Annotated in this window: 24 protein-coding genes; 12 read left to right on the top strand and 12 right to left on the bottom strand. The window is 62.7% G+C overall.

Features of this window, described 5'->3' with window-relative positions; genetic code table 11:
* Positions 1-24: 24 nt before the first annotated feature.
* Together FJW08_RS29180 and FJW08_RS29175 are read right to left on the bottom strand one after the other, a co-directional pair.
* Positions 25-2,469, bottom strand: a complete 2,445-nt coding sequence (locus FJW08_RS29180) for a penicillin-binding protein 1A (RefSeq protein ID WP_140813333.1) — start codon at positions 2,467-2,469, stop codon at positions 25-27.
* A 213-nt stretch (positions 2,470-2,682) separates the two neighbouring features.
* The gene (locus FJW08_RS29175) at positions 2,683-3,945 is read right to left on the bottom strand and encodes an N-acetylmuramoyl-L-alanine amidase (RefSeq protein WP_140760128.1); all 1,263 of its coding nucleotides are present in this window, start codon (positions 3,943-3,945) and stop codon (positions 2,683-2,685) included.
* 653 nt (positions 3,946-4,598) lie between these two features.
* Between FJW08_RS29175 and FJW08_RS29170 the strand changes: the two genes are divergently transcribed.
* Positions 4,599-7,550 carry a ribonuclease E/G gene (locus FJW08_RS29170; RefSeq protein WP_140813332.1) on the top strand — a complete coding sequence of 984 codons (2,952 nt, stop codon included), beginning with the start codon at positions 4,599-4,601 and terminating at the stop codon, positions 7,548-7,550.
* A gap of 97 nt (positions 7,551-7,647) precedes the next feature.
* Here the strand turns inward: FJW08_RS29170 and FJW08_RS29165 are convergent, their stop codons facing one another.
* Both FJW08_RS29165 and FJW08_RS29160 read right to left on the bottom strand, forming a co-directional pair.
* A complete protein-coding gene (locus tag FJW08_RS29165; protein ID WP_140813331.1) occupies positions 7,648-8,577 on the bottom strand; it encodes a glutaminase in 930 nt (309 codons plus the stop codon).
* 4 nt (positions 8,578-8,581) lie between these two features.
* Positions 8,582-9,730 (bottom strand): aminotransferase class I/II-fold pyridoxal phosphate-dependent enzyme, encoded by a 1,149-nt coding sequence (locus FJW08_RS29160; protein WP_140813330.1) that lies wholly within the window; start codon positions 9,728-9,730, stop codon positions 8,582-8,584.
* A gap of 146 nt (positions 9,731-9,876) precedes the next feature.
* On the opposite strand from FJW08_RS29160, the gene FJW08_RS29155 reads away from it, so the two are divergent.
* The 6 genes from FJW08_RS29155 (at position 9,877) to aat (ending at position 15,222) form a co-directional block, all read left to right on the top strand.
* A complete protein-coding gene (locus tag FJW08_RS29155) occupies positions 9,877-11,271 on the top strand; it encodes a M48 family metalloprotease (RefSeq protein WP_140813329.1) in 1,395 nt (464 codons plus the stop codon).
* 63 nt (positions 11,272-11,334) lie between these two features.
* The gene (locus FJW08_RS29150; RefSeq protein ID WP_140813328.1) at positions 11,335-12,156 is read left to right on the top strand and encodes a DsbA family protein; all 822 of its coding nucleotides are present in this window, start codon (positions 11,335-11,337) and stop codon (positions 12,154-12,156) included.
* A 145-nt stretch (positions 12,157-12,301) separates the two neighbouring features.
* On the top strand, positions 12,302-12,736 hold the full coding sequence (gene aroQ, locus FJW08_RS29145; protein WP_140813327.1) for a type II 3-dehydroquinate dehydratase: 435 nt from the start codon (positions 12,302-12,304) through the stop codon (positions 12,734-12,736).
* A 26-nt stretch (positions 12,737-12,762) separates the two neighbouring features.
* Complete coding sequence (accB, locus tag FJW08_RS29140) at positions 12,763-13,224, top strand: acetyl-CoA carboxylase biotin carboxyl carrier protein (RefSeq protein WP_140760115.1); 462 nt, start codon at positions 12,763-12,765, stop codon at positions 13,222-13,224.
* A 10-nt stretch (positions 13,225-13,234) separates the two neighbouring features.
* Positions 13,235-14,578, top strand: coding sequence for an acetyl-CoA carboxylase biotin carboxylase subunit (accC, locus tag FJW08_RS29135; protein ID WP_140813326.1), 1,344 nt, complete (start codon positions 13,235-13,237; stop codon positions 14,576-14,578).
* A 26-nt stretch (positions 14,579-14,604) separates the two neighbouring features.
* A complete protein-coding gene (gene aat, locus FJW08_RS29130; protein ID WP_140813325.1) occupies positions 14,605-15,222 on the top strand; it encodes a leucyl/phenylalanyl-tRNA--protein transferase in 618 nt (205 codons plus the stop codon).
* Positions 15,223-15,232: 10 nt separating this feature from the next.
* Here aat and FJW08_RS29125 read toward each other — a convergent pair whose 3' ends face one another.
* The 3 genes from FJW08_RS29125 to FJW08_RS29115 all read right to left on the bottom strand — a co-directional run bounded on the left by FJW08_RS29125 (position 15,233) and on the right by FJW08_RS29115 (position 16,810).
* Positions 15,233-15,616, bottom strand: coding sequence for a hypothetical protein (locus FJW08_RS29125; protein ID WP_140813356.1), 384 nt, complete (start codon positions 15,614-15,616; stop codon positions 15,233-15,235).
* Between the two features lie 63 nt (positions 15,617-15,679).
* Entirely contained in the window at positions 15,680-16,273 is a 594-nt protein-coding gene (locus FJW08_RS29120; RefSeq protein WP_140813324.1) for a DUF2155 domain-containing protein, read from the bottom strand.
* Positions 16,274-16,411: 138 nt separating this feature from the next.
* The gene (locus FJW08_RS29115) at positions 16,412-16,810 is read right to left on the bottom strand and encodes an NADH:ubiquinone oxidoreductase subunit NDUFA12 (protein WP_140813323.1); all 399 of its coding nucleotides are present in this window, start codon (positions 16,808-16,810) and stop codon (positions 16,412-16,414) included.
* 229 nt (positions 16,811-17,039) lie between these two features.
* Here FJW08_RS29115 and panB point away from each other — a divergent pair, with 229 nt between their 5' ends.
* Both panB and panC read left to right on the top strand, forming a co-directional pair.
* Positions 17,040-17,882, top strand: coding sequence for a 3-methyl-2-oxobutanoate hydroxymethyltransferase (gene panB, locus FJW08_RS29110; protein ID WP_140813322.1), 843 nt, complete (start codon positions 17,040-17,042; stop codon positions 17,880-17,882).
* A complete protein-coding gene (panC, locus tag FJW08_RS29105; RefSeq protein ID WP_140813321.1) occupies positions 17,879-18,730 on the top strand; it encodes a pantoate--beta-alanine ligase in 852 nt (283 codons plus the stop codon). The genes panB and panC overlap by 4 nt, the downstream gene beginning before the upstream one ends.
* A 253-nt stretch (positions 18,731-18,983) precedes the next feature.
* Here panC and FJW08_RS29100 read toward each other — a convergent pair whose 3' ends face one another.
* From FJW08_RS29100 to FJW08_RS29075, 5 genes are all read right to left on the bottom strand, one after another.
* Positions 18,984-19,682 (bottom strand): AIM24 family protein, encoded by a 699-nt coding sequence (locus FJW08_RS29100; protein ID WP_140813320.1) that lies wholly within the window; start codon positions 19,680-19,682, stop codon positions 18,984-18,986.
* A 152-nt stretch (positions 19,683-19,834) separates the two neighbouring features.
* Positions 19,835-20,329, bottom strand: coding sequence for a GNAT family N-acetyltransferase (locus tag FJW08_RS29095; RefSeq protein ID WP_140813319.1), 495 nt, complete (start codon positions 20,327-20,329; stop codon positions 19,835-19,837).
* Positions 20,330-20,331: 2 nt separating this feature from the next.
* On the bottom strand, positions 20,332-21,831 hold the full coding sequence (gene gatB / locus FJW08_RS29090; RefSeq protein WP_140813318.1) for an Asp-tRNA(Asn)/Glu-tRNA(Gln) amidotransferase subunit GatB: 1,500 nt from the start codon (positions 21,829-21,831) through the stop codon (positions 20,332-20,334).
* A gap of 268 nt (positions 21,832-22,099) precedes the next feature.
* On the bottom strand, positions 22,100-22,531 hold the full coding sequence (locus FJW08_RS29080; RefSeq protein ID WP_140760092.1) for a CBS domain-containing protein: 432 nt from the start codon (positions 22,529-22,531) through the stop codon (positions 22,100-22,102).
* 87 nt (positions 22,532-22,618) lie between these two features.
* Positions 22,619-23,374: a rhomboid family intramembrane serine protease gene (locus FJW08_RS29075; protein WP_140760090.1), complete on the bottom strand. Its 756-nt coding sequence runs from the start codon at positions 23,372-23,374 to the stop codon at positions 22,619-22,621.
* Positions 23,375-23,821: 447 nt separating this feature from the next.
* Here FJW08_RS29075 and FJW08_RS29070 point away from each other — a divergent pair, with 447 nt between their 5' ends.
* The 3 genes from FJW08_RS29070 to FJW08_RS29060 all read left to right on the top strand — a co-directional run bounded on the left by FJW08_RS29070 (position 23,822) and on the right by FJW08_RS29060 (position 26,082).
* A complete protein-coding gene (locus FJW08_RS29070; RefSeq protein WP_140813317.1) occupies positions 23,822-24,457 on the top strand; it encodes a PAS domain-containing protein in 636 nt (211 codons plus the stop codon).
* 114 nt (positions 24,458-24,571) lie between these two features.
* Positions 24,572-25,189, top strand: coding sequence for a PilZ domain-containing protein (locus FJW08_RS29065; RefSeq protein WP_140760086.1), 618 nt, complete (start codon positions 24,572-24,574; stop codon positions 25,187-25,189).
* Positions 25,190-25,473: 284 nt separating this feature from the next.
* Positions 25,474-26,082: a transglutaminase-like cysteine peptidase gene (locus FJW08_RS29060; RefSeq protein WP_140813316.1), complete on the top strand. Its 609-nt coding sequence runs from the start codon at positions 25,474-25,476 to the stop codon at positions 26,080-26,082.
* The last annotated feature ends 77 nt before the right edge of the window (positions 26,083-26,159 follow it).

The following is a 26,159-nucleotide window of genomic DNA, read 5'->3' as shown; positions in this document are numbered from 1 at the left end:
TGGCCCATTTGGACGTGTGAACCGTCAGTAAAGGCCGCCGCCGCCGTCCTGGATGGCCTGGTTGGCCTGCGGCGACAACGCGCCGCCGGAGGCATTGGAGCCATCGGCGCCCATGCCGATTACCCAGTAGCTGTCGGCGGGGCCGGTGCCCGGCTTGAAGGCCTCGATGATGGTGCCTGGATCGCCCGAGGTGGCGCGCATGCCGGTCTTGCGGTTGATGGCGATCAGGTTCATGCCGTCAGGCACCTTGAAGTCGACATTGGGCGTGCCGTCCAGCGCCACGCGCATGAAATCCTTGAAGATCGGGGCGGCAAGACCGCCGCCGGTGGCGCCATGACCAAGGCCGCGCGGCGTGTCGTAACCCATGTAGAGACCAACCACGAGGTTCGGCGTGTAGCCGATGAACCAGGCGTCCTTCTCGTCGTTGGTGGTGCCGGTCTTGCCGGCGATATGGCGGCCAAGCTCGCCGACGGTGGCACCGGTGCCGCGCTGGACGACGCCTTCCATCATCGAGGTGATCTGGTAGGCGGTCATCGGATCGAGCACCTGCTCGGAATTGTCGACAAGTTCCGGCTCCGGCTGATTCTTCCATTCAGACGCGTTGCAGCCTTCGCAGCCACGCTCGTCCTGCTTGAACACCGTCTTGCCGTAGCGGTCCTGGATGCGATCGATCAGCGACGGCTTGATCGACTTGCCGCCATTGGCCATGATCGAATAGGCCGAAACCATGCGCATGACGGTCGTCTCGCCCGAACCCAGCGCCATCGGCAGATATGGTGCCAGATGATCATAGACGCCGAAGCGCTCGGCATATTCGACGACCAGCTTCATGCCCATGTCATTGGCAAGCCGCACCGTCATCAGGTTGCGCGACTTCTCGATGCCGGAACGCAGTGTTGCCGGGCCGGCGACCGTGCCGTCATAGTTCTTCGGCGTCCATGTGGTGTTGCCGCTCTGGATGGTAATCGGTCCGTCCATGATCACCGAGGCCGGAGTATAGCCATTGTCGAGCGCGGCCGAATAGACGATCGGCTTGAACGAGGAGCCCGGCTGGCGCATTGCCTGCGTGGCGCGGTTGAATTCCGACTGCGAATAAGAAAAACCGCCGACCATGGCCAGCACGCGGCCGGTGTGCGGATCCATCGCGATCAGGCCGCCTTCCACCTCGGGAACCTGGCGCAGGCTGTAGGCATTGTCGGAACCTTCGTTCTTCTGGACGAAGATGACGTCGCCCGGCTTCAGCACGTCGGCCGGCGACTTGGCCTTGACTGTCTTGCCGTCGACCACATGGCGCATGGCAAAGCCCATGTCTTCCTTGCTGACGGTGCCTTCGACGCGTTCCTTCACGATATCGCCCGACGCCTGGCGTGCGGGCTGCAGGCCGATCGACAGCCCGGACGCCGAACTGTCGAGCACGACGGCCAGCGACCACTCGGGAACGTCTTCCAATCCCTTGACGGCGCCCAACGGCACACCCCAGTCGCCGGTGACGTCGATCGTCTTCACCGGCCCGCGATAGCCGCGCAAAGTATCGTATTTCATCAATCCATTCTGCATCGCCTTGCGGGCAATGAGCTGGACCTTCGGGTCGAGGGTGGTGCGGATCGACAGCCCGCCCTCGTAGAGCGCGTTCTCGCCATAGCGGGCGATGATCTGCCGACGAACCTCTTCCGTGAAGTACTCGCCGGCGAAAAGATAGGAGCCGGTGCGGCGCGGAGCAACGCCAAGCGGCTCGGCTTTCGCCTTCGCGCCCTCTTCGGGCGTCACATAACCGTTTTCGACCATCTGGCCGATCACCCAGTTTCGCCGTTCAATTGCCCGGTCGGCGTGCTTGAAGGGATTGTAGTTGGCCGGACCTTTCGGGAGCGATGCCAGATAAGCGGCCTCGGCCACGGTCAGCTCGTTCACCGATTTATCGAAGTAGGTCAGCGCGGCGCCGGCGACACCATAGGCATTGAAGCCGAAGAAAATCTCATTGAGATAGAGCTCGAGGATACGATCCTTGGAATAGGCCTGTTCGATGCGGAACGAAAGGATGGCTTCCTTGACCTTGCGTTCCAGGGAGCGCTCGTTGGTGAGCAGGAAGTTCTTGGCAACCTGTTGGGTGATCGTCGAGCCGCCCTGCATGGGGCCACCCGAAACATAAGTCATCACCGCTCTGCCCAACCCCGTTATGTCGACACCAGGGTGGCTGTAGAAATTCTTGTCCTCCGCGGACAGAAAGGCGGCCTTGACGCGATCCGGGATGGCCTGGATTGGCAAATACAGGCGCCGTTCTCGTGCATACTCCGCCATCAGCGAGCCATCCGAGGCATGAATACGGGTGGTCACCGGCGGCTCGTACTTGGCCAACACTTCGTAGTCGGGCAGATCCTTTGCTATATGGCCGATGTAGAGGGCAACGCCCGCCGCGGCCAGAAGGGCCAGCGTCGTTCCGATGCCGAAAAAATAGCCAATGAGACGAATCATACCCGCTCCAGTCCTTGGTTCGGGAATTTCCTAAACGAAGCCGCCTTCCACGCAAGCTTTCGAGCCGGTCCCAATCCGCAATCGAAAACCCATGTCGCCACCATGTGGACAAAATACGGCAGGGCCGCGTTTCACGGCCACAAGCCGGAAATAAAAGTGCCGGGTGTTGTCATCCCGCAACGCCGCCTCTGGTTGCAGGCGCCGCGACAGAGGTCAACCTCCGGTTCCGATCCCGGCGCGCGCGGAAGCGAACAATGCGACGGCGTTGGCGATGCTTTGCGCTGCCTTGCCGCGCCACTCGGCGTCGAGCAGTTGCGCCTCGTCCTTGGCGTTCGAGAGATAGCCGAGCTCGACCAGCACGGACGGCACGTCCGGGGCCTTCAGCACTTTGAATCCGGCCGAACGCTGCGGATTGTTGATAAGGCCGACGCTGGTCGAGAGCTGACCGACCAATGTGTGGGCAAAACTCATCGAGAAAGTGTGCGTCTCGCGGCGGATCAGGTCGATCAGGATATCGGTCACTTCCTTGTTGTCGTCCTTGATGACCATGCCGGCGAACTGGTCGGACAGGTTTTCACGGTCGGCAAGCGCCTGCGCTTCCGGGTCGGAAGCCTTGTCGGAGACCGTATAGACAGTGGCGCCGCGGATGCCCTTGACGCTGATCGTGTCGGCATGAATGGAAATCAGCAGATCGGCCTCATGCTGGCGGGCAATGCGGACGCGGTCGTCCAGGCGCAGATATTCATCGGTATCACGGGTCATGAAGACATCGTATTTGCCGATGGCCGCGAGCTTGTCGCGCAACTCCGTGGCAAAGGCCAGCGTGACGTTCTTCTCGATAGTACCGTGCAGGCCCTCGGCGCCGCCATCTATGCCGCCATGGCCGGGGTCGATGACGACGGTGAATCGGTGGCCCGGATTGGAGACTGGTCCCGTGCCGACCCGGCCGCCCTTGTCGGTCGAAACCGTGGAACCGGTGCTCAGTGCCTGATTGGCAAGGGCGGCGTCAAACTCACGTTCGGACGCCGCCGACATGTCGATGGCAATGCGGTAGCCGCTTCCGTCCTCGTTCTTGAGCACATCGAGCTTGTCGACGGCGAACGGCCCCTTGCCGGTCAGGATCAGTCGCGAGACGCCCTCGCCGAGTTCGCCGAGCCGCACGCCCTTGACAAGGCCACGCGGCTTCAAATCCTTGGCATCGACGGCAAATCGGGTGTTCGCAAGATCGATGACAAGGCGGTTGGGCCCGCGCAGCAGGAACCATTTGATGTCAGGCTCGCGATCGAAATCCATGACGATGCGCATCTTGGTGGCATCGCCGGCCATTTTGTAGCCCTTCGCCACGAGCGGCGCGTCGGCGGCATCGGCAATAGTGGAAAAGGCGAACGAAAACACCACCAGCAGCACGAGACAGAAGGCACCGAGGATCTGGCCGCCAACACGACATCCCTTGTCTGTGAAGTCCGCCAGTCCCATCTCTCTTCCAGTCGCTCCCGGTTTGGCGCCAGGCGCCGGCTCGTTTCGTCGAAGTGCCGGTTAGGCCGCGAACTCGATTAACGATTGGTATCCAGAGAAGGTTAACCAAGCCTTTTCATGCAGGATCGGAACCCAGGCTTACGCAACGGAACTGCTTTTTGCCGGCATCGGAAATCGGGGTTGCCTTCCAACCCGCCAAATCATAAAAGCGATGGTGGATCACTGCAATCCTGGAACCGCCCTCCTCCGCAGCTTCCTGCTACAGGGTCAGATGAAAGGCGGCTCCTTTCGCTTCAGGCGAAAAGGCTTCAGGTGATTGCGACGAATTTCGCAGGTGTGCTCCCGTGGCGGGGGAATCGCCTGCGTGAGGAAAACGGCCGGGTTTGTTCCCGCGCCGGCTCTGTATGAGCAAACAAGCTGGTCCGGTTTCCGGGCTTTGGTTCAAAAGGTTCTGCTGGTGACGATGGCTTCAAGCGCAATCATGGAAAGGTCCGCATCAAACCGCGCCAATATGGCTGCGGGCGGCACCGCCATGACACGCGGGCAGCGTCCGGCGGACGTTCAATTATCCGGCACCCACTCTCATCCAGACACACAGCAGCGGGCTTTGCCCCGCCAGCTGCGGCTGACGGCTGCCGGGGGGAAACGAAATAATGCCCAACAAAATGCTGATAGACGCCTCCCACCCGGAGGAAACACGCGTTGTCGTCGTACGCGGTAACCGTATCGAAGAATTCGACTTTGAATCCCAGGACAAGAAGCAGCTCAAAGGAAATATCTACCTCGCCCGCGTAACGCGCGTCGAACCTTCCCTTCAGGCAGCCTTTGTCGAATATGGCGGTAACCGTCACGGTTTTCTCGCCTTCAGTGAAATACACCCCGACTACTACCAGATTCCGGTCGCCGACCGTCAGGCACTGCTGCGCGCGGAAGCACAGGAGGCCGAGGACGAAGAGAACGAGGACGGCGAAGGCGACGATCGCCAGAGCCGGGACCGTGGACGGCGCAGTCGCCGGCGCGGCGGAAAGACCCGCGACCGTGGTGAAAACAGGCGCGATCCCGGCACAGCCGATACCGGCGAGGCAAACGAAACCGCTGGCGAGGCAGACGAACACAGCGACAATGGCGCGGATGCCGTCGCCGAGGACATGCCCGACGTTTCCGGGATCACGGAACACGCGGCGGATGCCTCGGAGCACGCCGGTGCATCCGAACAGGACGGTGCATCCGAAGATGACGGGGGCTCTTTCGTACAGGACGAAAGCGAGACCAGCGACGGCGACCCCAAGTCGATCGCCGCCTCCGTCGAAGCCGATGTGATTTCCGAACCTGTTCCGCACCCGGAACAGGGCAGCGAAGCCACTTCCAGCGACAATGATCGCGGGATGCTCGAGGAAGTATCCTCTTCCCATCCCGACGATCATGAGATCGAATCCGTCGGCGCCGAGGATGCACTCGAGGAAGTGCGCAACCGCCGCAAGCCGGTGCGCCGCCAGTACAAGATCCAGGAAGTAATCAAGCGCCGGCAGATCCTGCTGGTGCAGGTCGTCAAGGAAGAGCGTGGCAACAAGGGCGCGGCGCTCACCACCTACCTGTCGCTTGCCGGCCGCTATTCGGTGTTGATGCCGAACACGGCGCGCGGCGGCGGTATTTCGCGCAAGATCACCAGCGCGGTCGACCGCAAGCGCCTCAAGGAAGTCGTTGCCGATCTCGAAGTGCCGCAAGGCATGGGGGTCATCCTGCGCACCGCCGGCGAGAGCCGCACCAAGGCCGAGATCAAGCGCGACTACGAATACCTGATGCGACTGTGGGAGAACGTGCGCAATCTCACGCTCCAGTCCACGGCCCCTGCCCTCGTCTATGAAGAAGGCAGCCTGATCAAGCGCTCGGTGCGCGATCTCTACAACAAGGATATCGACGAGATTCTGGTTTCCGGCGAAGAGGGCTACCGCGAAGCCAAGGACTTCATGCGCATGCTGATGCCGAGCCACGCCAAGGTGGTTCAGCCGTTCCGCGACACGACGCCGATCTTCGTGCGCAACGGCATCGAGGCGCAGCTCGACCGCATGCTGCAGCCGCAAGTGACGCTGAAGAGCGGCGGCTACATCATCATCAACCAGACCGAAGCGCTGGTCGCCATCGACGTCAATTCGGGACGCTCCACCAAGGAGCACTCGATCGAGGACACCGCGCTCCACACCAATCTGGAAGCGGCCGAGGAAGTCGCCCGCCAGCTCCGGCTACGCGACCTTGCCGGCCTGATCGTCATCGACTTCATCGACATGGAGGAGAACCGCAACAACCGCTCCGTCGAGAAGCGACTGAAGGATCACCTCAAGAACGACCGCGCCCGCATTCAGGTCGGCCGCATTTCGCATTTCGGCCTGATGGAGATGTCGCGCCAGCGCATCCGCGCCAGCGTGCTGGAATCGACCATGAAGCCGTGCCCGCATTGCGGCGGCACCGGCCATGTGCGCTCCGATTCGTCGGTGGCGCTGATGGTGGTACGGGCGATCGAGGAATTCCTGCTCAAGGATTCGCGCAGCCACATCACGGTACGCACGCCGGCCGCGACCGCGCTCTACGTGCTCAACCACAAGCGCGGCACGCTGGTGGAACTGGAAAGCCGCTTCGGCCTGACCGTCACCATCGAGGCCGACGATACGGTCGGCTCACAGCACTATGCGATCTTCCGCGGGGCACTGGCCGAGAAGCCGGAAGGCTTCGTCGAGGTGCGCAGTCTGCCGGCCTATGTCGAGCCGGAAGAGCCCGAGGACGAGATCGTCGTCGTCGAGGAAGATGACGAAGCACCGGTACAGGCGGAGCAACCACGGCACGCGCAGCCGTCGCAGCATCAGCAGCCCAGATCCGGCGAGGAAGGCGAAGGCCGCGACCGCAAGCGCCGCAAGCGTCGCAGGCGGCGCGGCGGCAAGGATCGCGACCGCGAGCATGGCGCCCCGACGGACGGCGAGGCCCTCTCCACGTCGGATGACGGCTTCTCCGCGTCGGAAGGCGCGGCGGACCATGACGATACCGAGGCAGACAACGAGGCTGCGGTCGCCGCAAGCGAGACCGTCGAAACGGCGGAAGCATCCGACGACGGCCAGGGCAAGAAGCGCCGGCGCGGCAAACGCGGTGGCAAGCGCAACCGTCGCGAAGACGGTGAAGGCGAGACGGACGCGGCAGCAGGCGAAACGACCGAGCCTGCCGAAGCTGACGCTTCCCTGAGCGAGCCCGAGGCGATCGAGCCGGTGGCTGCCGCTGCCGTCGAAGAACCGGCGGCTATCGTGAGCGACGAGGTGCCGAGCACCGAGAAGCCCAAGAAGCCACGCCGCGCAGCCAAGCCGAAGAAGGCAGCCGCCGAAGCCGTCGCCGAGGAGCCGACCGCGGAAGTGGCCGTGCAGGCACCCTCCGAGACGCCGGCATCGGACGAGGCAGCGGTCGCGGGGGAGACACCCAAGGCCCGGCCATCACGCCGCAAGGCGGCAGCCGCCGATACACCTGTCGTACCGGTGGTTTCCTCGACCGTGGCCGATGAGCCCGAAGCCAAGGCCGAAGAAAAGCCGAAGCGTGCCGGCTGGTGGCAGCGGAAAGGGTTTTTCTAAGCTTTTCAAACTCTTGAATTGATTTTCTGACAAAAAGAATCCCGCGCCGATCGAAACGAACGGCGCGGGATTTTTCATGTCCGGCAGGTCGTGATCCCTACGGTGCGAAGATCGACCAGTTCATCATCCTGGCGAGCTTTTCCAGCGCGATCGAACCCAGCTTGGAATTGCCGTTGGCGTTGAGACCGGGCGACCAGACGGCGAGCGAGGCGACACCCGGCACGATGCCCAATATGCCGCCGCCGACGCCGCTCTTGCCGGGAATACCGACGCGGAAGGCGAAATCGCCCGAGCCGTCATAGTGGCCACAGGTCAGCATCATGGCGCCGATGCGCCGCGCCCGCTCCGCCGACACCACGGAATGCCCGGTCGCCGGGTTCTTGCCGCCATTGGCGAGGAAGCGGCCGGCCATCGCCAGCTGCCGGCAACTCATGGCGACAGCGCAATGGTGGAAATAGACGCCCAGCGCCAGTTCCGGCGCATGGTGGAGATTGCCGAAGGACTTCATGTAATTGGCGAGCGCGAAGTTGCGGTAGCCGGTGGCGCGTTCGGAAGCCGCGACCTCGCGGTCGATGATGATTGTCTCGTCGTCGCAGAGGAACTGGATGAAGCGCAGGATCTCGCCGATCGCCTCGCGCGGCTGGTGACCCGCAAGCAGGATGTCGGAAATGACGATGGCGCCGGCATTGATGAATGGATTGCGCGGAATGCCGTTCTCATGCTCGAGCTGGACAATCGAGTTGAACGGGTTGCCGGAAGGCTCGCGCCCTACCCGCTTCCACAGCGCGTCGCCGACATTGCCGAGCGCCAGCGTCAGGGTGAACACTTTCGAGATGCTCTGGATCGAAAAAACCTGGTCGGCATCGCCGGCCACCAGCGTGCGGCCGTCATTGGTGACGGCCGCGATGCCGAATTTCTTCGGGTCGACCTTGCCCAGTTGGGGAATATAGGTCGCGACATCGCCGCGATCGGTGCGTTCAGCCATTTCCGCCGCGACTTCCGCCAGCGCCTGTTCGAGCTCCGGCATGGCGCTACCTCAACCAGCGTTCGATGCGTGCCAGCGCCTCGACCATGTCGTCGTGGCTGCCGGCATAGGAAAACCGCATCGTACGGTGCCCAGCCCGGGTGTCGAAGTCGCGGCCGGGCGTCGCCGCCACATGCGCTTCGGCCAGCATCTTGCGGGCAAAGGCCATGCTGTCATTGCTGTGCCGGGTGACATCGCAAAAGGCATAGAAGGCGCCATCCATGGGCGCCGCCAGGGGAAAACCCAACTCCGGGAGTCGCTTCATCAAGAGCTCGCGATTCCAGGCATAGCGTCGTTTCACCGCCTCCAATTCCTCGGTTGCGGCAAAGGCCTCGATCGCCGCGATCTGCGACAGCTCCGGCGGCGAGATGTAGAGGCTCTGGGCGATGCGCTCGACGGGGCGCACGAGTTCGTCCGGCAACACCATCCAACCGATGCGCCAGCCGGTCATGCAGTAGTATTTCGAAAAGGAGTTGATCACCGTCACGCTGTTGCTAAAGGCGAGTGCCGTGGTGTCCGGGGCGCCATAGGCCAGCCGATGGTAGATCTCATCGGAAATGACGGCGATGCCAAGGGATTCCGCCGTGGTAACCAGGATCGCCAGTTCGTCGGCCGGTATGACGGCGCCGGTCGGATTGGCCGGACTTGCAAACAGCACGCCCTTCAGCGGCTTCTCGCGATGCGCGGCCTCTAGATGGCCAGCATGCAGGTAAGCCGCGTCGCCGAGTTCGATTTCGACCACGTCGATGCCAAGGGCCGCCATGATGTTACGATAGGCGGGGTAGCCGGGCGCGGCGATGGCGACCCGGTCGCCCGGATCGAACATCGCCAGGAAGGCGAGATTGAAGGCCGCCGACGATCCAGTGGTCACCCCGATCCGGCCGGGGTCGACATCGAGGCCATAGTGGTCCGCGTAATGCCCGGCGATCGCCTTGCGCAGCGAGGCAAGACCCAAGGTGTCGGTATAGCCTATGCGTCCATGCTCCAGCGCCTTGGCCGCGGCGGCGCGAACCCGTACGGGCGCTGGATCGGATGGCTGGCCAACCGCCATGGAAATCACCGGCACGCCTTGGGCCTTCAGCCGGTTCGCTTCGGCCAGTACATCCATGGCGTGGAACGGCTCGACATTGCCGCGATGGGAGAGCGAAACGACCATTTTTATCCCTGTCCGAGGATTGAGCGCGCCAGGTCCTGACGCATGCGCCGCACAAATGCCCGATTGATGTTAGGATCACAAGTTGAGGAAGTTTTTCCGGCGCCGACTTTTCATCTTTCGCCCGCTCGTCTACCAGTGGACACATTATGTTGAGCCGATCCAGATCGACGATTGCCAAGACAGCGCGTGTCTTCGCGACGATTTCGCTTGCCGCCGCGGTTGCGGTGGCCGGTTCGGCGACCGCCTTCGCCCAGGGCGTGCCAGTGGTACGCGACGCCGAGATCGAAGCTCTGGTGCGCGATTATGCGCGGCCGATCTTCAGGGCGGCCGGGCTCGCGAATGACGGCATCGACATCGTGCTGGTCAACGATTCCAGCTTCAACGCCTTCGTCACCGGGCGCCGTCTGTTCATCAACACCGGCGCGCTGATGACGGCTGAGACGCCGAACGAGATCATCGGCGTCATCGCGCACGAAGCCGGGCATATTGCCGGCGGCCACCAACAGAAACTGCGCGAACAGCTCGAACGCGCCAAGACCATGGCCATCATCGCCACTTTGCTCGGCGCCGGCGCCATGGTTGCCGGCGCGACCACAAACAGCCGCGGCCTTGCCGGCGCCGGCATGGGCGTTGCGGCTGGCGGCGGCGAGATGGCGCAGCGCAGCATCCTCGCCTATCAGCGCACCGAGGAAATCACGGCCGACCGCTCGGCGATCACCTATCTCAACGCCACCGGCCAGTCCGGCATGGGCATGCTGAAGACCTTCCACCGCTTCCAGACCGCGCTGTCGCTGTCGGGCGCGCAGGTCGATCCCTACCGGATCAGCCATCCCATGCCGCAGGACCGCATCGCCAACCTCGAAGTGCTGGTCAAGCAAAGCCCCAACGTCGACACGCTCGACCCGCCGACGCTGCAGCAGCGCCATGACATGATGCGGGTGAAGATTGCCGTCTACATGGAAGGCCAGGCCGCCGCGGCGCGGCTGATGCAGAAGATGCGGGGCAGCATGGCGGCGCTCTATGGCGATGCCCAGTCGACCTATCTCTACGGCAATCTCGCCTCGGCGCTCGCCAAGACCAACGCCCTGATCAAGGCGCAGCCCAAGAATGCCTACTTCCAGGAGCTGCGCGGCGACATATTGATGAAAGCGAACAAACCTGGAGATGCGGCCGACGCCTATTCCAAAGCGGTCAGCCTCGATCCGGCACGATCCGGACTGCTGCCTGTCTCGCTTGGCCAGGCGCTGATGGCGGTCGGCACGCCCGACTCGCTCAAGAAAGCCGTCGTACAGATCAACAATGGCCTGGGGCGCGACAAGGAAAATTCCACGGGGTATCGTTATCTGGCGCAGGCGTACGGCGAGCTGGGAGACATACCGGGGGCCGAGCTTGCCACCGCCGAAGGCCACTTCTATTCCGGCGACTACAAGGATGCGAAGATCTTCGCCATGCGGGCGCAACAGCAGATGAAGCGCGGCGAGCCGCGCTGGATACGCGCCCAGGACATCATTAACTACAAATCATCAGGCAAGAGCCAGTAATCTCATGAACCCTCCGGCCGCGTGCTGCGACAAACCGGAAAACAGGCAGAAGGAACGAGAACGATGAAAAAGGCACTGCTGCTGGGCACCACGGGGGTTGCGGTCGCCCTTGCCATGCTGGCTTTCGGTTTCGTGGCCGGCAGTCCGCAGATTGCGAAGGCCGGAACGGCACAGCCTGTCCAGGCAGCTCAGCCCGTCCAGACGGCCGTGGCCGACACCAAAATCGACCGCACCGAGGTCGAGGGAATCATCCGCGACTATCTGCTGAAGAATCCGGAAGTGCTGCTCGAAGTGCAGGACGCGCTCGAAGCCAAGCAGAAGGAGGAACAGCGGCTCGCGGCGCTCGGCGTCATCAAGAACGCCAAGGACCAGATCTTCAACTCCACTTTCGACGGGGTCGTCGGCAACCCGAACGGCAAGGTTACGATCGTCGAGTTCTACGACTACAATTGCGGCTTCTGCAAACGCGCCATCGAGGACATGCGGGCGCTGACCAAGTCCGATCCGGATCTGCGCTTCGTGCTCAAGGAATTCCCGATCCTCGGCCCGGATTCGCAGAAGGCCAGCGTCGTTTCGATGGCGTTCCACATGATGATGCCGCAGAAGTACGGCGCGTTCCACAATGCGCTGCTCGGCGGCCAGGGGCGCGCCACCGAGGCAACCGCGATCAAGATCGCGCTTTCGCTCGGCGCCGACGAGGCGACGCTGCGCGAGAAGATGAAGGACGCGTCGATCCCCCAGGCCTTCTCCAAGACTTACGATCTTGCCAACAAGCTGCAGATCACCGGAACCCCTTCCTACGTCGTCGGCAACGAGGTCGTGTTCGGGGCGCTCGGGCAGGAACTGCTTGCCGAAAAGATCGAGGCGGCGAAAGCCGCGCTTTGACCGGCAAGCGGTTTTCTTCAAGGGCGCATTTCGGCCTGTTGTGGACAGTGAAAGAACGCACTTGCGCTCTTTCCGCGGACGACTATGCCCGGTATAGAGGCCCAGCGCGCCGGCTTGACGCTGGCGCCGGAAAAGGTCGGCTTTTTTGAAAACGATTTTCGTCCTGAACGGTCCCAATCTCAACGCGCTCGGCAAGCGCGAACCGGGCATCTATGGCGGCAAGACGCTCGCAGCCATCGCGGACGACTGCAAGCAGGCAGGCAAATCGCTTGGGATCGAGATCGATTTTCGCCAGTCGAACCATGAAGGCGATCTTGTCGACTGGATCCAGGAAGCCGGCGACAAAGCCGCCGGCATCGTCATCAACCCAGGCGCCTATAGCCATACCTCGATCGCCATCCACGACGCCATCCGCTCGATCGCGCCGCTGCCGGTCGCCGAAGTTCACCTTTCCAACATCCACGCGCGGGAACCGTTCCGCCACGTCTCCATGGTCTCGCCGGTCGCTGTCGGCATGATCTGTGGCTTTGGGCCGCTCGGCTACACGCTGGCGCTGCAAGCGCTGGCCGCACGCCTATGACCGGCCAACAAACAGAAGGCTCGAAAATGTCGATAAAGAAGACCGGTGTTGACCAGCAACTGATCCGCGATCTCGCGGGCATACTGAACGACACCAACCTGACCGAGATCGAGGTTGAACTCGGCGACCTGAAAGTGCGGGTGTCGCGGCAGGCGCCCACCGTCCATGCGATCGCCGCACCGCAACCGACCTATGCGCCGGCAGCGGCCGCCCAATCTGTCGCCGCGGCTGCCCCGGCGGCGGTCGACGTGTCCAAGAACGCCGTCCCTTCGCCCATGGTCGGCACCGCCTACCTCGCGCCGTCGCCTGACGCCAAGCCGTTCATCGAGATCGGCCAGAAGGTCAAGGAAGGCCAGACGCTGCTGATCATCGAGGCGATGAAGACAATGAACCAGATCCCCTCGCCACGCGCCGGCACCGTGACGGCGATCCTGTTCGAGGACGCCACGCCGGTCGAATACGGCATGCCGCTCGTCGTGATCGAGTAGAGCCGACCGGATGTTCCAGAAGATCCTCATCGCCAATCGCGGCGAAATCGCGCTTCGGGTGCTGCGTGCCTGCAAGGAACTCGGCATCCAGACCGTGGTGGTGCATTCGACCGCCGACGCTGACGCCATGCATGTCAGGCTCGCCGACGAGAGCGTGTGCATCGGTCCGCCGCCGTCGCGCGACAGCTATCTCAACATTCACCAGATCGTCGCGGCCTGCGAGATCACTGGCGCCGACGCCGTGCATCCGGGCTACGGCTTCCTGTCGGAGAACGCCAAGTTCGCCGACATTCTGGCGGCACACAACATCACCTTCATCGGCCCGTCCGGCGACCACATCCGCGTCATGGGCGACAAGATCGAGGCCAAGCGCACGGCAAAACGCCTCGGCATTCCGGTGGTGCCGGGTTCCGACGGCGCGGTGACCGAGGAGAAGGAAGCCAGGCGCATTGCGTCCGAGATCGGCTATCCCGTCATCATCAAGGCTTCGGCCGGCGGCGGCGGACGCGGCATGAAGGTGGCGCATACCGAGGCCGACCTCGAGATCGCCTTGCAGACGGCGCGCTCGGAAGCGGGCGCGGCCTTCGGCGACGACGCGGTCTACATCGAGAAATACCTGGAGAAACCGCGCCACATCGAGGTGCAGGTGTTCGGCGACGGCTTTGGCCACGGCGTGCATTTCGGCGAGCGCGACTGCTCGCTGCAGCGGCGCCACCAGAAAGTCTGGGAAGAGGCCAATTCGCCGGCGCTCAACGCCGAGGAACGGTCGCGCATTGGCGGCATCTGCGCCAAGGCGATTGCCGATCTCGGCTATTCGGGCGCCGGCACCATCGAGTTCCTGTACGAGAACGGCGAGTTCTATTTCATCGAGATGAACACGCGTCTCCAGGTCGAGCATCCAGTGACGGAAGCGATCACCGGCATCGATCTGGTCCACGAGCAGATCCGCGTCGCTTCCGGCGGCGGCCTTTCGGTCAGGCAGGAAGACATCAAGTTCAACGGCCACGCCATCGAATGCCGCATCAATGCCGAGGATCCGCGCACCTTCACCCCCTCGCCCGGCACCATCACCCATTTCCACACGCCCGGCGGCCTCGGCATCCGTGTCGATTCCGGTGTCTACTCCGGCTACAAGATCCCGCCCTACTATGACAGCCTGATCGGCAAGCTGATCGTGCATGGGCGCAATCGCGTCGAATGCATGATGCGGCTGCGCCGGGCGCTTGACGAATTCGTCGTCGACGGCATCAAGACGACATTGCCGCTGTTTCGCGATCTCGTCGGCAATGCCGACATCGCCAATGGCGACTACGACATCCATTGGCTGGAAAAATATCTGGCCAAGGGCGAATAGCCCCAACTTGCCGCTATAATGACGCGATGACCCGTCCCTACGCGCCAGGCTATCGCATTCCCACCGATCTTCTGCTCAAGGCATACGCCTCGGGCGTCTTTCCGATGGCCGAGAGTGCTGGTGACCCGGAGGTCTTCTGGGTGCGGCCGGAGACGCGGGGCATCATTCCGCTCGACGGCTTTCACACGCCCAAAAGCCTGAAGAAGACGATCCGCAGGCACCCGTTCGATATCCGTTTCGACTTCGATTTCGAGGCGACGATCGACGGCTGCGCCGAAAAGCGCGAGGAGCGCCGCTCGACATGGATCAACGCGCCGATCCGCGAAGCCTATGTGCAACTGCACCGGATGGGACACTGCCATTCGGTCGAGGCATGGCGCGAGGGGCGTCTGGTCGGCGGGCTCTATGGGGTCTCGCTCGGGCGGGTGTTTTTCGGGGAAAGCATGTTTTCCAAAGAAACGGACGCGTCGAAGACCTGCCTCGTGCATCTGGTCGAGCGCCTGAAGGCACGCGGTTTCGCGCTCCTCGATACGCAGTTCACCACCGAGCACCTGAAACGCTTCGGCGCGGTAGACGTGCCGCGCGGCAAATACGAAAAGATGCTGGCCGACGCGCTGAAAGGTGAAGCGGTCTTTTTTCCGTAGGGATCAAGGCCTATTTGGGCGAAGCCTCGAGCGGCGTCTGCGCATGGAACATCATCTTCCAGCCGTTGGCGCGATGGACGTAGCCGGTGCTGACCAGCGCCGCATAGGGCTCGCCATTCTCCCTCGTCGCGCGCGCTTCGTAAGTCAGCATGACGATATCGCTACCGGGTTCGATTATTCCCTTGAGCTCGATGTCGAGGTCGCGCCAGCGGTTGGGTTTGGTTGCGGTCTTGGCCAGATCGGCATTGTCCATCGCCTGTGCCATCTGCGGAAACGCCACCAGGCATTCGGTATCGACATTGGCAGCATAGTAGGCGGCGTCACCGGTCCAGAAACCTTTTTCGAGTTCCAGCAACTCGGCCTTGTTGGCCATGATCCGCTTGCTGTCCGACATTGGCGTGTCCTCCACGCGCGTGGTGATTGTCCAACGCGCGCCAGCCATGGCGGTTCCAAGAGATCAGTTGTTGGTGTCCGTCGTATCGGGTTCCGCGGCGTCGTCGGGCTGTGCCGCGTCCGGACCGACCGTGGCCGCGGCTGGCTTCGACGCGTCGGCTTTCGCCCCGTCGGCCTTGGTCGCACCGCTCTTGCCGGCATCGGGCGCCGGCACATCCGACTTCTGCTTGCACGCCTTCAGCCAGACGTCATAGACGGCATGTTCGACAGCATTGAGCCCCGGGCTTTCGGCAAACATCCAGCCAGTGAAGATGCGGCGGATCTTGCGGTCGAGCGTGATCTCGTCGACCTCGACGAAGGAGTCGGTCTTCGGCTCTTCGTTCTGCGGCCGGGAATAGCAGACGCGTGGCGTCACCTGCAGGGCGCCGAACTGCACCGTCTCGTCGATATAGACATCGAAGGTGATGATGCGGCCGGTGATCTTGTCGATGCCGGCGAACTCGGCGACCGGATTGGTGATCCGATCCGATCCCGCGGGCGCAGCCGGCGCCGGGGCCGGGGGTGCAGGTGCGGGTGAAGCCGCAAAGGCGATAGTGCTGACGGCGAGGCTGGCGGCTAGCGTCAGGCCGCCCGTCGATATCGGGTTGAAAAAGCTCATGCAGGGGTACCGGTGGTTCGCGCCCAGGTGATTCCGTCGATCGCCAAGGCTAGTCGCCGTTTTCTGATCAGCAAGCAGCTAAACACCAATTGTGGCGATAAAGGACCGGCCTGCACCTTACCGTTACAACCCGCGCCGTTACGACCCCGGCGTCCAGGCGTCGTAGTCGCCGGTGACCTGCGGGCGATGCTGATTGGTGAGCACCGAGCCCTTCGGGCGGTAGGCCGCGGGCGTGCCGGTCAGATTGGGTTGATGCGGCTTCTGCCAGTCGCGCGGCTTGTAGTCGTCACTGGGCGGCGCAATGTCGACACGGTGGTGAATCCAGCCGTGCCAGCCCGGCGGAATGGCCGAAGCTTCCGAATAGTTGCGGTAGATGACCCAGCGGCGCGTGCGGCCTTCCGAATCGATGCCGCCTTCGTAATAGACATTGCCAACCTCGTCCTGGCCGACCTTCTTGCCGTACCGCCAGGTGTGCAGGCGCGTTCCCAGCGTCTGGCTGTTCCACCAGGTGAAAAACTGCGTCAGGAAAGTCTTCATCTCAGAACCCTCGCGCTGGCGGCGCCCGTTTCCTGCTTATGGCGTCAGGCTTTCGGGAAGGCAAGAGTTTTGCCATGGGGAGCGCGCAAATGGCGCGCCAGGGACCCGACACAAGCCTGTGATCCCCGGGGGTGACCGGATGCGCGCTTGCCAAGCGTTGCCGCTCTTTCTAAAGCTCTGCGCGCCCGTCCGGAAATCCCGTCCGGCCGGGGGCTGAAGGAGGCGACGATTGGCCGCGCAATTGCCGACCACCGACATTCGCATCGGCGCCGACCTGATTCGCCGCCGCAAGGGCGGCATGCCGATCGTGTGCCTCACCGCCTACACCTACCCGATCGCCCGCCTGCTCGATCCCCATGTCGACCTGCTCCTGGTCGGAGACAGCGTGGCCATGGTCCTGCATGGCCATGAGACGACGCTGGGCGCCTCGCTGGACATGATGATCGCGCACGGCCAAGCCGTGATGCGGGGCTCGGCCAAAGCCTGCGTCGTCGTCGACATGCCGGCCGGCACCTATGAGGATTCAGCCGCGCAGGCCGTGGCATCGGCGCGGCGCATCGTTGGCGAGACCGGCTGCCAGGCGGTGAAACTCGAGGGAGGCGTCGACATGGCCGCTCAGATCGCGGCGATCGTGGCCGCCGAGATCCCGGTCATGGGCCATATCGGCCTGCAGCCGCAATCGGTGGAAAAGGATGGCGGCTACAAGATCAAGGGCCGCACGGACGAGAATGTGGCCACGCTGATCGCCGACGCGCTCGCGGTTGAGAAGGCCGGTGCGTTTTCCCTGGTCATCGAAGGAACGATAGAGACGGTCGCCGCGGACATCACCCGCCGCATCGCCATTCCAACCATCGGCATCGGCGCCAGCGGCGATTGCGACGGCCAGATCCTGGTGACCGACGACATGGTCGGGTTGACGGTCGATCGTGTGCCTAAATTCGTCAAGCAATATGCCAACCTGCGCAGTGTGATCGCGAATGCCGCCGAGCGCTACGCATCGGAGGTGCGGGACCGCGATTTCCCCGGTCCTACCCATGTCTTCTCGAAAACAAATGACGGGGATGAAGCATGAGCCGGGCCGACGTCGTCGACAGCGTTGCCGCGCTTCGCGCGCGGATCCGCGACTGGCGGCGCGATGGGCTGCGCGTCGCCTTGGTGCCGACCATGGGCGCATTGCATGACGGGCATCTTTCGCTGGTCAAGATCGCCCTCGAAAGAGCGGATCGTTGCGTGGTGTCGATCTTTGTCAATCCGACGCAGTTCGCGCCGAGCGAGGATCTCGACAAGTACCCGCGCCAGTTGGCGCGCGACCTCGACTTGCTGGCGACGGCCAAGGCCGATCTTGCCTTCACGCCTGACGTCAGCGAGATGTATCCCGCCGGTTTTGCCACGAAAATCTCGGTCGGCGGCCCGTCAGCCGGGCTCGAGACGGACTTTCGCCCCACCTTTTTCGACGGCGTCGCCACCGTGGTGGCCAAACTTCTCCTGCAGGCTGCACCCGACTTCGCCATCTTTGGCGAAAAGGATTACCAGCAGCTTTGCGTCGTCAGGCAGCTTTGCCACGACCTCGACCTGCCCGTCGAAATCATCGGCGCGCCGACCATACGTGACGCGCATGGCCTCGCCATGTCGTCGCGCAACGCCTATCTCGATGAAGCCGAACTCCAGATCGCCCGCCGGCTCAACCTTGTCCTGCGCAAGGCGGCAGCGGCGCTGGCAGCGGGCGCAGGTCGAGAGGAAACGATCGCCGAAGCAAGCCGCGCCCTGATCGCCGCCGGCTTCCAGAAGGTCGACTATGTCGAGGCCCGCGAAAGCCTGACACTTACGCCATGGCGGCACGACCGCGCCGGCCGCGTTCTCGCCGCCGCCTGGCTGGGAAAAACCAGGCTGATCGACAATGTGGAAGTTCCCACAGCCTGATCGGCGTTTGCACTCTCGATCGCCGTTTGCAGGCGCGACGCCGCCGGCGTCAGGCGCACAGCGGGACCTCGAACTGCTGATGCGCGAGCCGTCGCCGCCGCTGCGTTCGCGCTGATCCTGGAGCGGTTCAGCGTTTGATAGAATCGCCGAACCGCTCCAACTCTTTGTTTTCACGCAATTCCCTGGGGAAAGCGCTACGGACTTTTCCTGGAATTGCTCCGGCCTCCATCCGTCCCGCCTGCGGCTCCCCGACCTACTCCTCGGTTGGCATATGCAGGTACATCGACTGGATACCGACCCTGCCCGGGCCGGTGAAGCGGTTGACGATGAAATTCATGTTGGCACCGAAGAAGCCGCTCGACAGCCGGTCGATCTTGGTTTCCATCCTGACCGAGGCATCCTTGAACAGCCAGCCGCCGGGCTCGACGTCTATGGTTTCGCCCGGAGCGAGCGTCTTTTCAAAAACGTTGCCATAGCCGTGCAGCCAGACGATGCCGTCACCGGTATCGCCGCGAAACCGGTCGATGAAGAAGCCGCTCTGGCCGAACAGCATCGTCGCCAGGCCGCGTACACGCTCGAATGTGTAGTCGACATTGCCAGTGGCGGCGAGAAACTGGTGCTCGCGGACCTGGATCTCCTCGCCTTGCCGCAGGTGAATCGGCACGATGTGACCCGGCCCGTCGCGGCTGAAGGCGATGACGCCCGCCCCTGACGCCTCGGTGACGAAAATCTGCATGCCGGCCATCATGCGCTTCAGCGCACCCTTCAGCGATTTCAGGCCGATGGAGATCGTGGAATTCTTCCACAACAGGATGTGGTGCTCGAAATAGACGGGCATCCGCGTCACGTCGACGGAAAGCACAGGCACCAGTTCGCCCGCTATGTGATAGGTGACGCCACCAAAAGTTTCGTCCGACACCTCGGTCGGCATCAGTTCCGGCAGACTTGGCATGGTTCCCCCCAAAAGCCGTCCTGCGCATGCCGGATTATTCCGGCTTCGCGCGGGTCGGCATTTGCAGCTTTGGTGCCGCACATCAGGGCCGTCAAACGAAAACAGAGCCCGGGTCTCGCGCTCGCGCGAAGGTGATCACGCCGCCATGGTGCTCAGGCGGCAAGTACCCGTTCATAGATCAGCGCCGGGATGGCCGAGCCGGCGGAGCCGCAATTCTCGGTGCGGCCGGCCTGGACGAAGCCATTGGCCTGATAGAAGGCAACGGCTCGGCCGTTCTTCTCTTCCACTTCGAGCCGAATGCGGTGGGCTTCCGGAAAACTCTCGATGATTTCGTCGAGGAGCATGCCGCCGATACCTCGATCCTGCAGCAAGGGAAGCACATAGAGCTGCCTGAGCATGACCACGCCGCCGTCTCCGACGGCTTCGGCAAACGCCATGCCGCCAATGCGCTTGCCATCATCGGCAACGAGGAACTCGCTGTTCGGCTTTGCCAACCTGGCCTTCAACGAAGCGATCGAGTGCCATTCATTGGTGATCTCGGTGACCCGCTCGGCACCGTAAATCGCGTCATAGGTGGCATGCCAGGTCTCGACCAGCAACGCCCGTACGGCTGCGAGGTCGCGGTCTCCGGCGGTGCGGACGAACATGCTTACTCGATGCCCAGCTTGGCCTTGACGAGGTCGTTGACGACCTGCGGATTGGCCTTGCCGCCGGTCGCCTTCATCACCTGGCCGACGAACCAGCCGGCCATGGTCGGCTTGGCGCGTGCCTGTTCGACCTTGTCGGGATTGGCCGCGATCACCTCGTCGACCGCCTTCTCGATGGCTCCGGTGTCGGTGACCTGCTTCATGCCACGGCTCTCGACCAGTTGGCGCGGGTCGCCGCCCTCGTTCCAGACGATCTCGAACAGGTCCTTGGCGATCTTGCCGGAGATGGTGCCTTCCTTGATCAGGTCGATGACCGCACCGAGCTGGTCGGGCGAAACAGGAGCAGATTCAATGTCCTTGCCGGCTTTGTTGAGAGCGCCCAGCAGATCGTTGATGACCCAGTTGGCGGCGAGCTTGCCGTCACGCCCGGCCGCTACCTTCTCGAAATAATCGGCGATCGGCTTTTCCGAAACCAGGATCGCGGCGTCGTAGGTCGAGAGACCGAGCGAGGAGATCAGCCGCACTTTCTTGTCATCGGGCAGTTCCGGCAATTCCTTGGCCAAGGCATCGACATAGGCCTGGTCGAATTCCAGCGGCAGAAGGTCGGGATCGGGGAAATAGCGATAGTCGTGCGCCTCTTCCTTCGAGCGCATCGAGCGCGTCTCGCCCTTGACTGCGTCGAACAGCCGCGTTTCCTGGTCGATCTTGCCGCCGTCCTCGAGGATGGCGATCTGCCGGCGCGCCTCGTAGTCGATGGCCTGGCCGATAAAGCGGATCGAATTCATGTTCTTGATTTCGCAGCGGGTGCCGAATTCGCCACCTGGCCGGCGCACCGAGACATTGACGTCGGCGCGCAGGGAACCTTCGTCCATGTTGCCGTCGCAAGTGCCGAGATAGCGCATGATGGTCCGCAGCTTGGTCACATAGGCCTTGGCCTCGTCGCCGGAGCGCAGGTCGGGTTTCGACACGATCTCCATCAGCGCCACGCCGGAGCGGTTGAGGTCGACGTAGGACATGGTCGGATGCTGGTCGTGGATCGACTTGCCGGCATCCTGCTCCAGGTGCAGGCGCTCGATGCCGACCTCGATGTCCTCGAACTCGCCCTGGCGGTCGGGACCGACCGAGACGATGACCGTGCCCTCGCCGACGATCGGCTGTTTGAATTGCGAGATCTGGTAGCCCTGCGGCAGGTCCGGATAGAAATAGTTCTTCCGGTCGAAGACCGACTTGTGGTTGATCGCCGCCTTCAGCCCCAGGCCAGTGCGGATCGCCTGCTTGACGCATTCCTCGTTGATGACAGGCAGCATGCCGGGCATTGCCGCGTCGACCAGGCTGACATTGGCGTTGGGAGCAGCCCCGAAGGCGGTCGAAGCGCCGGAGAACAGTTTTGCTTCCGATATCACTTGCGCATGCACTTCAAGCCCGATGATGATTTCCCAGTCGCCGGTGGCGCCTGATATCAGGCGTTTGGCGTCGGGCGTGCGGGTATCGATGAGAGACATGGCGGCCTGCGAATTACGGTGACTCTGACGGGAGTTTCACGTTTGGGCGTGACTTTCACGTCTGGCGTGAAAGTCATTCGCTAGTGCAAACCGCCAAAAGAGACAAGCGCAAAGCCGCGGCCTGGCGTTTTCTGGACGTCTCGACGGTCGGCGGGCGGCGGGCCTTACCGCATCACAAGGCACGGGCTCGCATTCGTCCGCTCCGAACTCGACAACAGGTAGTCTTGGCGCCGCCGGCCGGCATTCGGCCGGCGGTTCCTATCACCGCTCAGGCGGTGGCGATGTAGGCCCGGATTTCCTCCGCCTCGCGCTCGACGTCCTCGATGCGGCGCTTGACCACGTCGCCGATGGAGACGATGCCGTCCAGCAGGCCGTCCTTTTCCACCGGCAGATGGCGGAAGCGGCCCCTGGTCATGATCTCCATCACCTCGTTGACGGTGTGGTTTTCATTGCAGATCTTCACCTTCGGCGTCATGGCCGAACGCACGGGGATATCGAGCGCGGCGCCGCCTTCCCTGGCAACCACACGCACGATGTCGCGCTCCGACAGGATGCCGACGATCTTGTGATCGCCATTGGTGATGACCAGCGCGCCGATCCTGTGCTCGGCGAGGATTCGGATGGCTTCGCTCAGTTTTTCGTTCGGCCCGAGCGTCAATACGTCATGGCCTTTTTGCTCGAGAATGGCCTTAACCGTCATGGCGTCCTCCTCTACTTTGCCAACCGGTTCCTGCGCTGACCGGTTTTCACATAAGAGTGAACATGGTGCGCCGTGATCGGTTGCATTTCAAGTCCGGTCGGAGGTGTCCCATTCTGGTGCTTGCCATCCCCTGTCGAACCAGCGCAGGCCGAAGAAACCCGCGAGAAAGCCGCCGATATGGGCCTCCCAGGCGATCTGGCCGTCGATGCCCGGCGCGAATCCGAGAAGGCCGGTGGCGAGATTGATGATCATCCACATGGCGAGGAAGATGACGACACCGCGCGCGCGCAGCACGATCGCGACCGGCAGCACCGGGCCGGCGAAAGCCGCCTTGCCGGCCGAGCGGTCGGTGTGGAAACCAAAACGCGCCGCGGCCCCCATCATGCCCGATATGGCGCCCGATGCGCCGACCAGCGGCGCTTCTCCATAGGGATGCATCGCCCAGAACAGCGCCACCGAAGCCAGTCCGGTGACGGCAAAGAACAGCGCGAACCGGAGCGTGCCGAAACGGTTGGCCAGCGGCGAGCCAAAAGCGGCGAGCCAGACCATGTTGATAGCGATATGGGCAAAGCCGCCATGCATGAAGGCGTAAGTGAAAGGCCGGGTAAAAAGGAACCAGTCGAAGCCGTATTGGCCGGTATAGAGGACCGGAATAAAAGCTCCGTCGTACAGCAGCGTCATCTGCTGGACGTCGTTCAGCGCATATTGCTGCAGCAGATAGACGATCGCGCAGATGCCCATCACCGCCAGCACGATCGGCGGCAGGTTGAACACCGGCTCACGCGCCGGTGGCGGCATGGGCTCGGCCGTTTCGGGCTCGGACGGATATTGCGGTTCGCTCATCTGCAATCGCACTCGATGCTGGTTCGGTCGGGCTGGTTCGGTCAGGGCCGGTTGCGTCCGGGCCGGTTCGGTCTGGCCAGCATCTAGATCACCGCCGATGGAACCGCAAACGGCGAATCGTTCCGGTCCGAATCAGGGGCGCGAATCAAAAAAGAAGCCGCCCAGGGTTTCCCCTGGACGGCCGGTCGAGCCCCCTGCTCCCCTAAAACTCTTGACTGAAGTGCTGCCGATCGTCGCGAAACGACCGCTTCTGGAGTGGTTTTGGTGTGCCACACGGCTTGCCAGGGCGCAACGTAAACCAGTTGTTAACCTTAACGGCCCCGACCCGTGAACAAGTGTTAACGACGCTGGCACGCTTCCTGCTCCCCAACGCATGTAGGTCATCGGAGGGCGCCCTTCTGTTCACCGATGGGACATCAGACGACAGAATGCGCGGAGCTTTTTAGTATGAACCAAAACGGATCGATCACGCTGTTCCACTATTGGAACCGCCTGCGTGACGGACGCCCCGCTCCGAAGCGATCGGAAGTCGAGCCGGCCGATATCAAGTCGCTGCTGGCCGATACGTTCATCCTGGAAAGGGACACGCGCGGACAGCCGGTATTCCGTCTGGCCGGGACCAGGCTCTGCGCCTGCTACGGCCGCGAACTCAAGGGGTTCTCTTTCCCCTCGCTGTGGCGCGAGAAGGATCAACGGCTGGTTTCGCGGCTGATCCACGGAGTTTTCGACCAGAAATCGGTCGTGCTGATCAACTTCGAGGGCTTCAGCCGCAATGGCCGCTCCAACAAGTTCGAATTGCTCGCCTTGCCGCTCGATGGTGGCATTGAAAATCCGCGCTGCCTCGGCGTGATCAGCGCCGCTGAGAAGCCGTTCTGGCTGGGCGCGGATCCGATCACCGACGCCTTGATCGATTCCATACGCGTCATCGACCCGGAGAAAGAGCTGCTGAACAACCGTCCGGCGATCGCCGTCCCATCGCTCGTTCCCGACGAGATCGGGGCGCCCGACACGATCTCTGCGCTCGGCCACGCTCGCCGCATCCGGCATCTCGTCGTCTTTGACGGCGGGCGCGAAGATAGTTGATGATCACACGGTCCCGCGGGCTCGTTTTTCCCCTTTGTTAACCCGCTTTGTTGTATTTCTCTGACGAAGTCCCTCGCATTGACGCGCGGGATGCCAAACGGGGTGTAGGCAGTCATGAGGTCAGCGGCGGTCGACTACACGCCGTCCCAAGCCGAAAGGCGTAACTTTCAGCGCGTCCGGGTCAAGATATACGGACGATTCATGCTGGAGGACCGCACCGAGCACCCGTGCCAGGTCGTGGACATGTCGCCCGGCAACGTTGCGCTTCGCACCGACCGCATTGGCATGCCCGGCGAGAAAGTCATCGCCTATATCGACCATATCGGCCGCATCGAAGGTGTCTTGACGCGCACGTTGCCGGACGGCTTCGCAATGACGGTGATCGCGTCCGACCGCAAGAAGGACAAGCTCGCGGCGCAGTTGACATGGCTCGCCAACAAGCACGAGCTCGACCTGCCGGAAGACCGCCGCCACGAGCGCGTCTCGCCACGCAACCCGACCAGCGTGCTGCAGCTCACCGACGGCCGTCAGTATCAGTGCCGGATCATCGATCTGTCACTGTCCGGCGCCGCGATCGAGATCGACGTCAAACCGGCGATCGGCGTCCAGGTCATGCTCGGCACGATGCGCGGCCAGATCGTCCGGCATTTCGAAGATGGCGTGGCCATCGAATTCGCCGTCATCCAGCGCCCCGAAACGCTCGATTCCGAATTCAACACGCCGCGCGCCTGATCAGGGCAGCAAAGTACGCCCGTCATGCCGGCCCTCGCGGCCGGCTTTTTGATTTCCGGGGTGCCGCGATCGATATGTCCTCGGAAGGCAGGTCGCCATGGCGAGATCGTCCGCGCGAGGCCGAGTCTCGCCGAAAACCAACCTAGCAATCCAAACAATTCAATACTCGAATGATTCAAATTTTATGTTTATTCTACTGGCGTTTTACTTAATATCTACTCCGCACTTTTGCGTCGAATAAATCCACATGTGGCAATGTCTCCTTCGAACGGGGAGACTGAATAATGAAAGAAGCGAGGGGCAAGCTGTTGCTGATGGCAATGGCAATACAGCTTTCCGCCTGGGGATCAGCATATGCCGCGGGACCGGCCTATATGCATACCGGCGGACGCACCACGCAGCCTGTTGGCCACTATGAATTCTGCCAGCGCATTCCTGGCGAATGCAACGAGAAGACCCCCAAGGGAGAGCCGGTCGACCTGACCCGCAAGCTCTGGGCGACGATCGTCAGCATCAACAATTCGGTCAATACCCGCGTCAAGCCGCGCACCGACATGGAAAACTACGGTGTCGAGGAATACTGGGCCTACCCGGACAATGGCTATGGCGATTGCGAGGACTACGCGCTGGAAAAGCGCCGCGAACTGATGGATGTGGGCGTGCCGGCCGGCGACCTGTTGATGACGGTTGCGCGCCAGCCGAATGGCGACGGCCATGCGGTGCTGACCGTGCGCACCAGCCTCGGCGAGTTCATTCTCGACAATCTGGAAACCAAGGTGCTGTCCTGGACGGACACCGACTACACCTATCTCAAGCGTCAATCGACGGAGAATTCCGGCGTTTGGGTGACGATCAACGACGGCCGTTCCGACGCGGTCGCCAGCGTCCGCTGAGGACGCCAACAAGGTCAGGCGCGTTGCATGACGCGCGCAACGAGAAACCCGGTCGAGTCCCCACCCACCCCCTACCC

Origin of the sequence: Mesorhizobium sp. B3-2-1 (assembly GCF_006439515.1) — a bacterium.
GTDB lineage: Bacteria > Pseudomonadota > Alphaproteobacteria > Rhizobiales > Rhizobiaceae > Mesorhizobium.
Note: the sequence above shows the minus strand (reverse complement) of the source record. Positions and strands in the feature narration are given on the sequence as shown.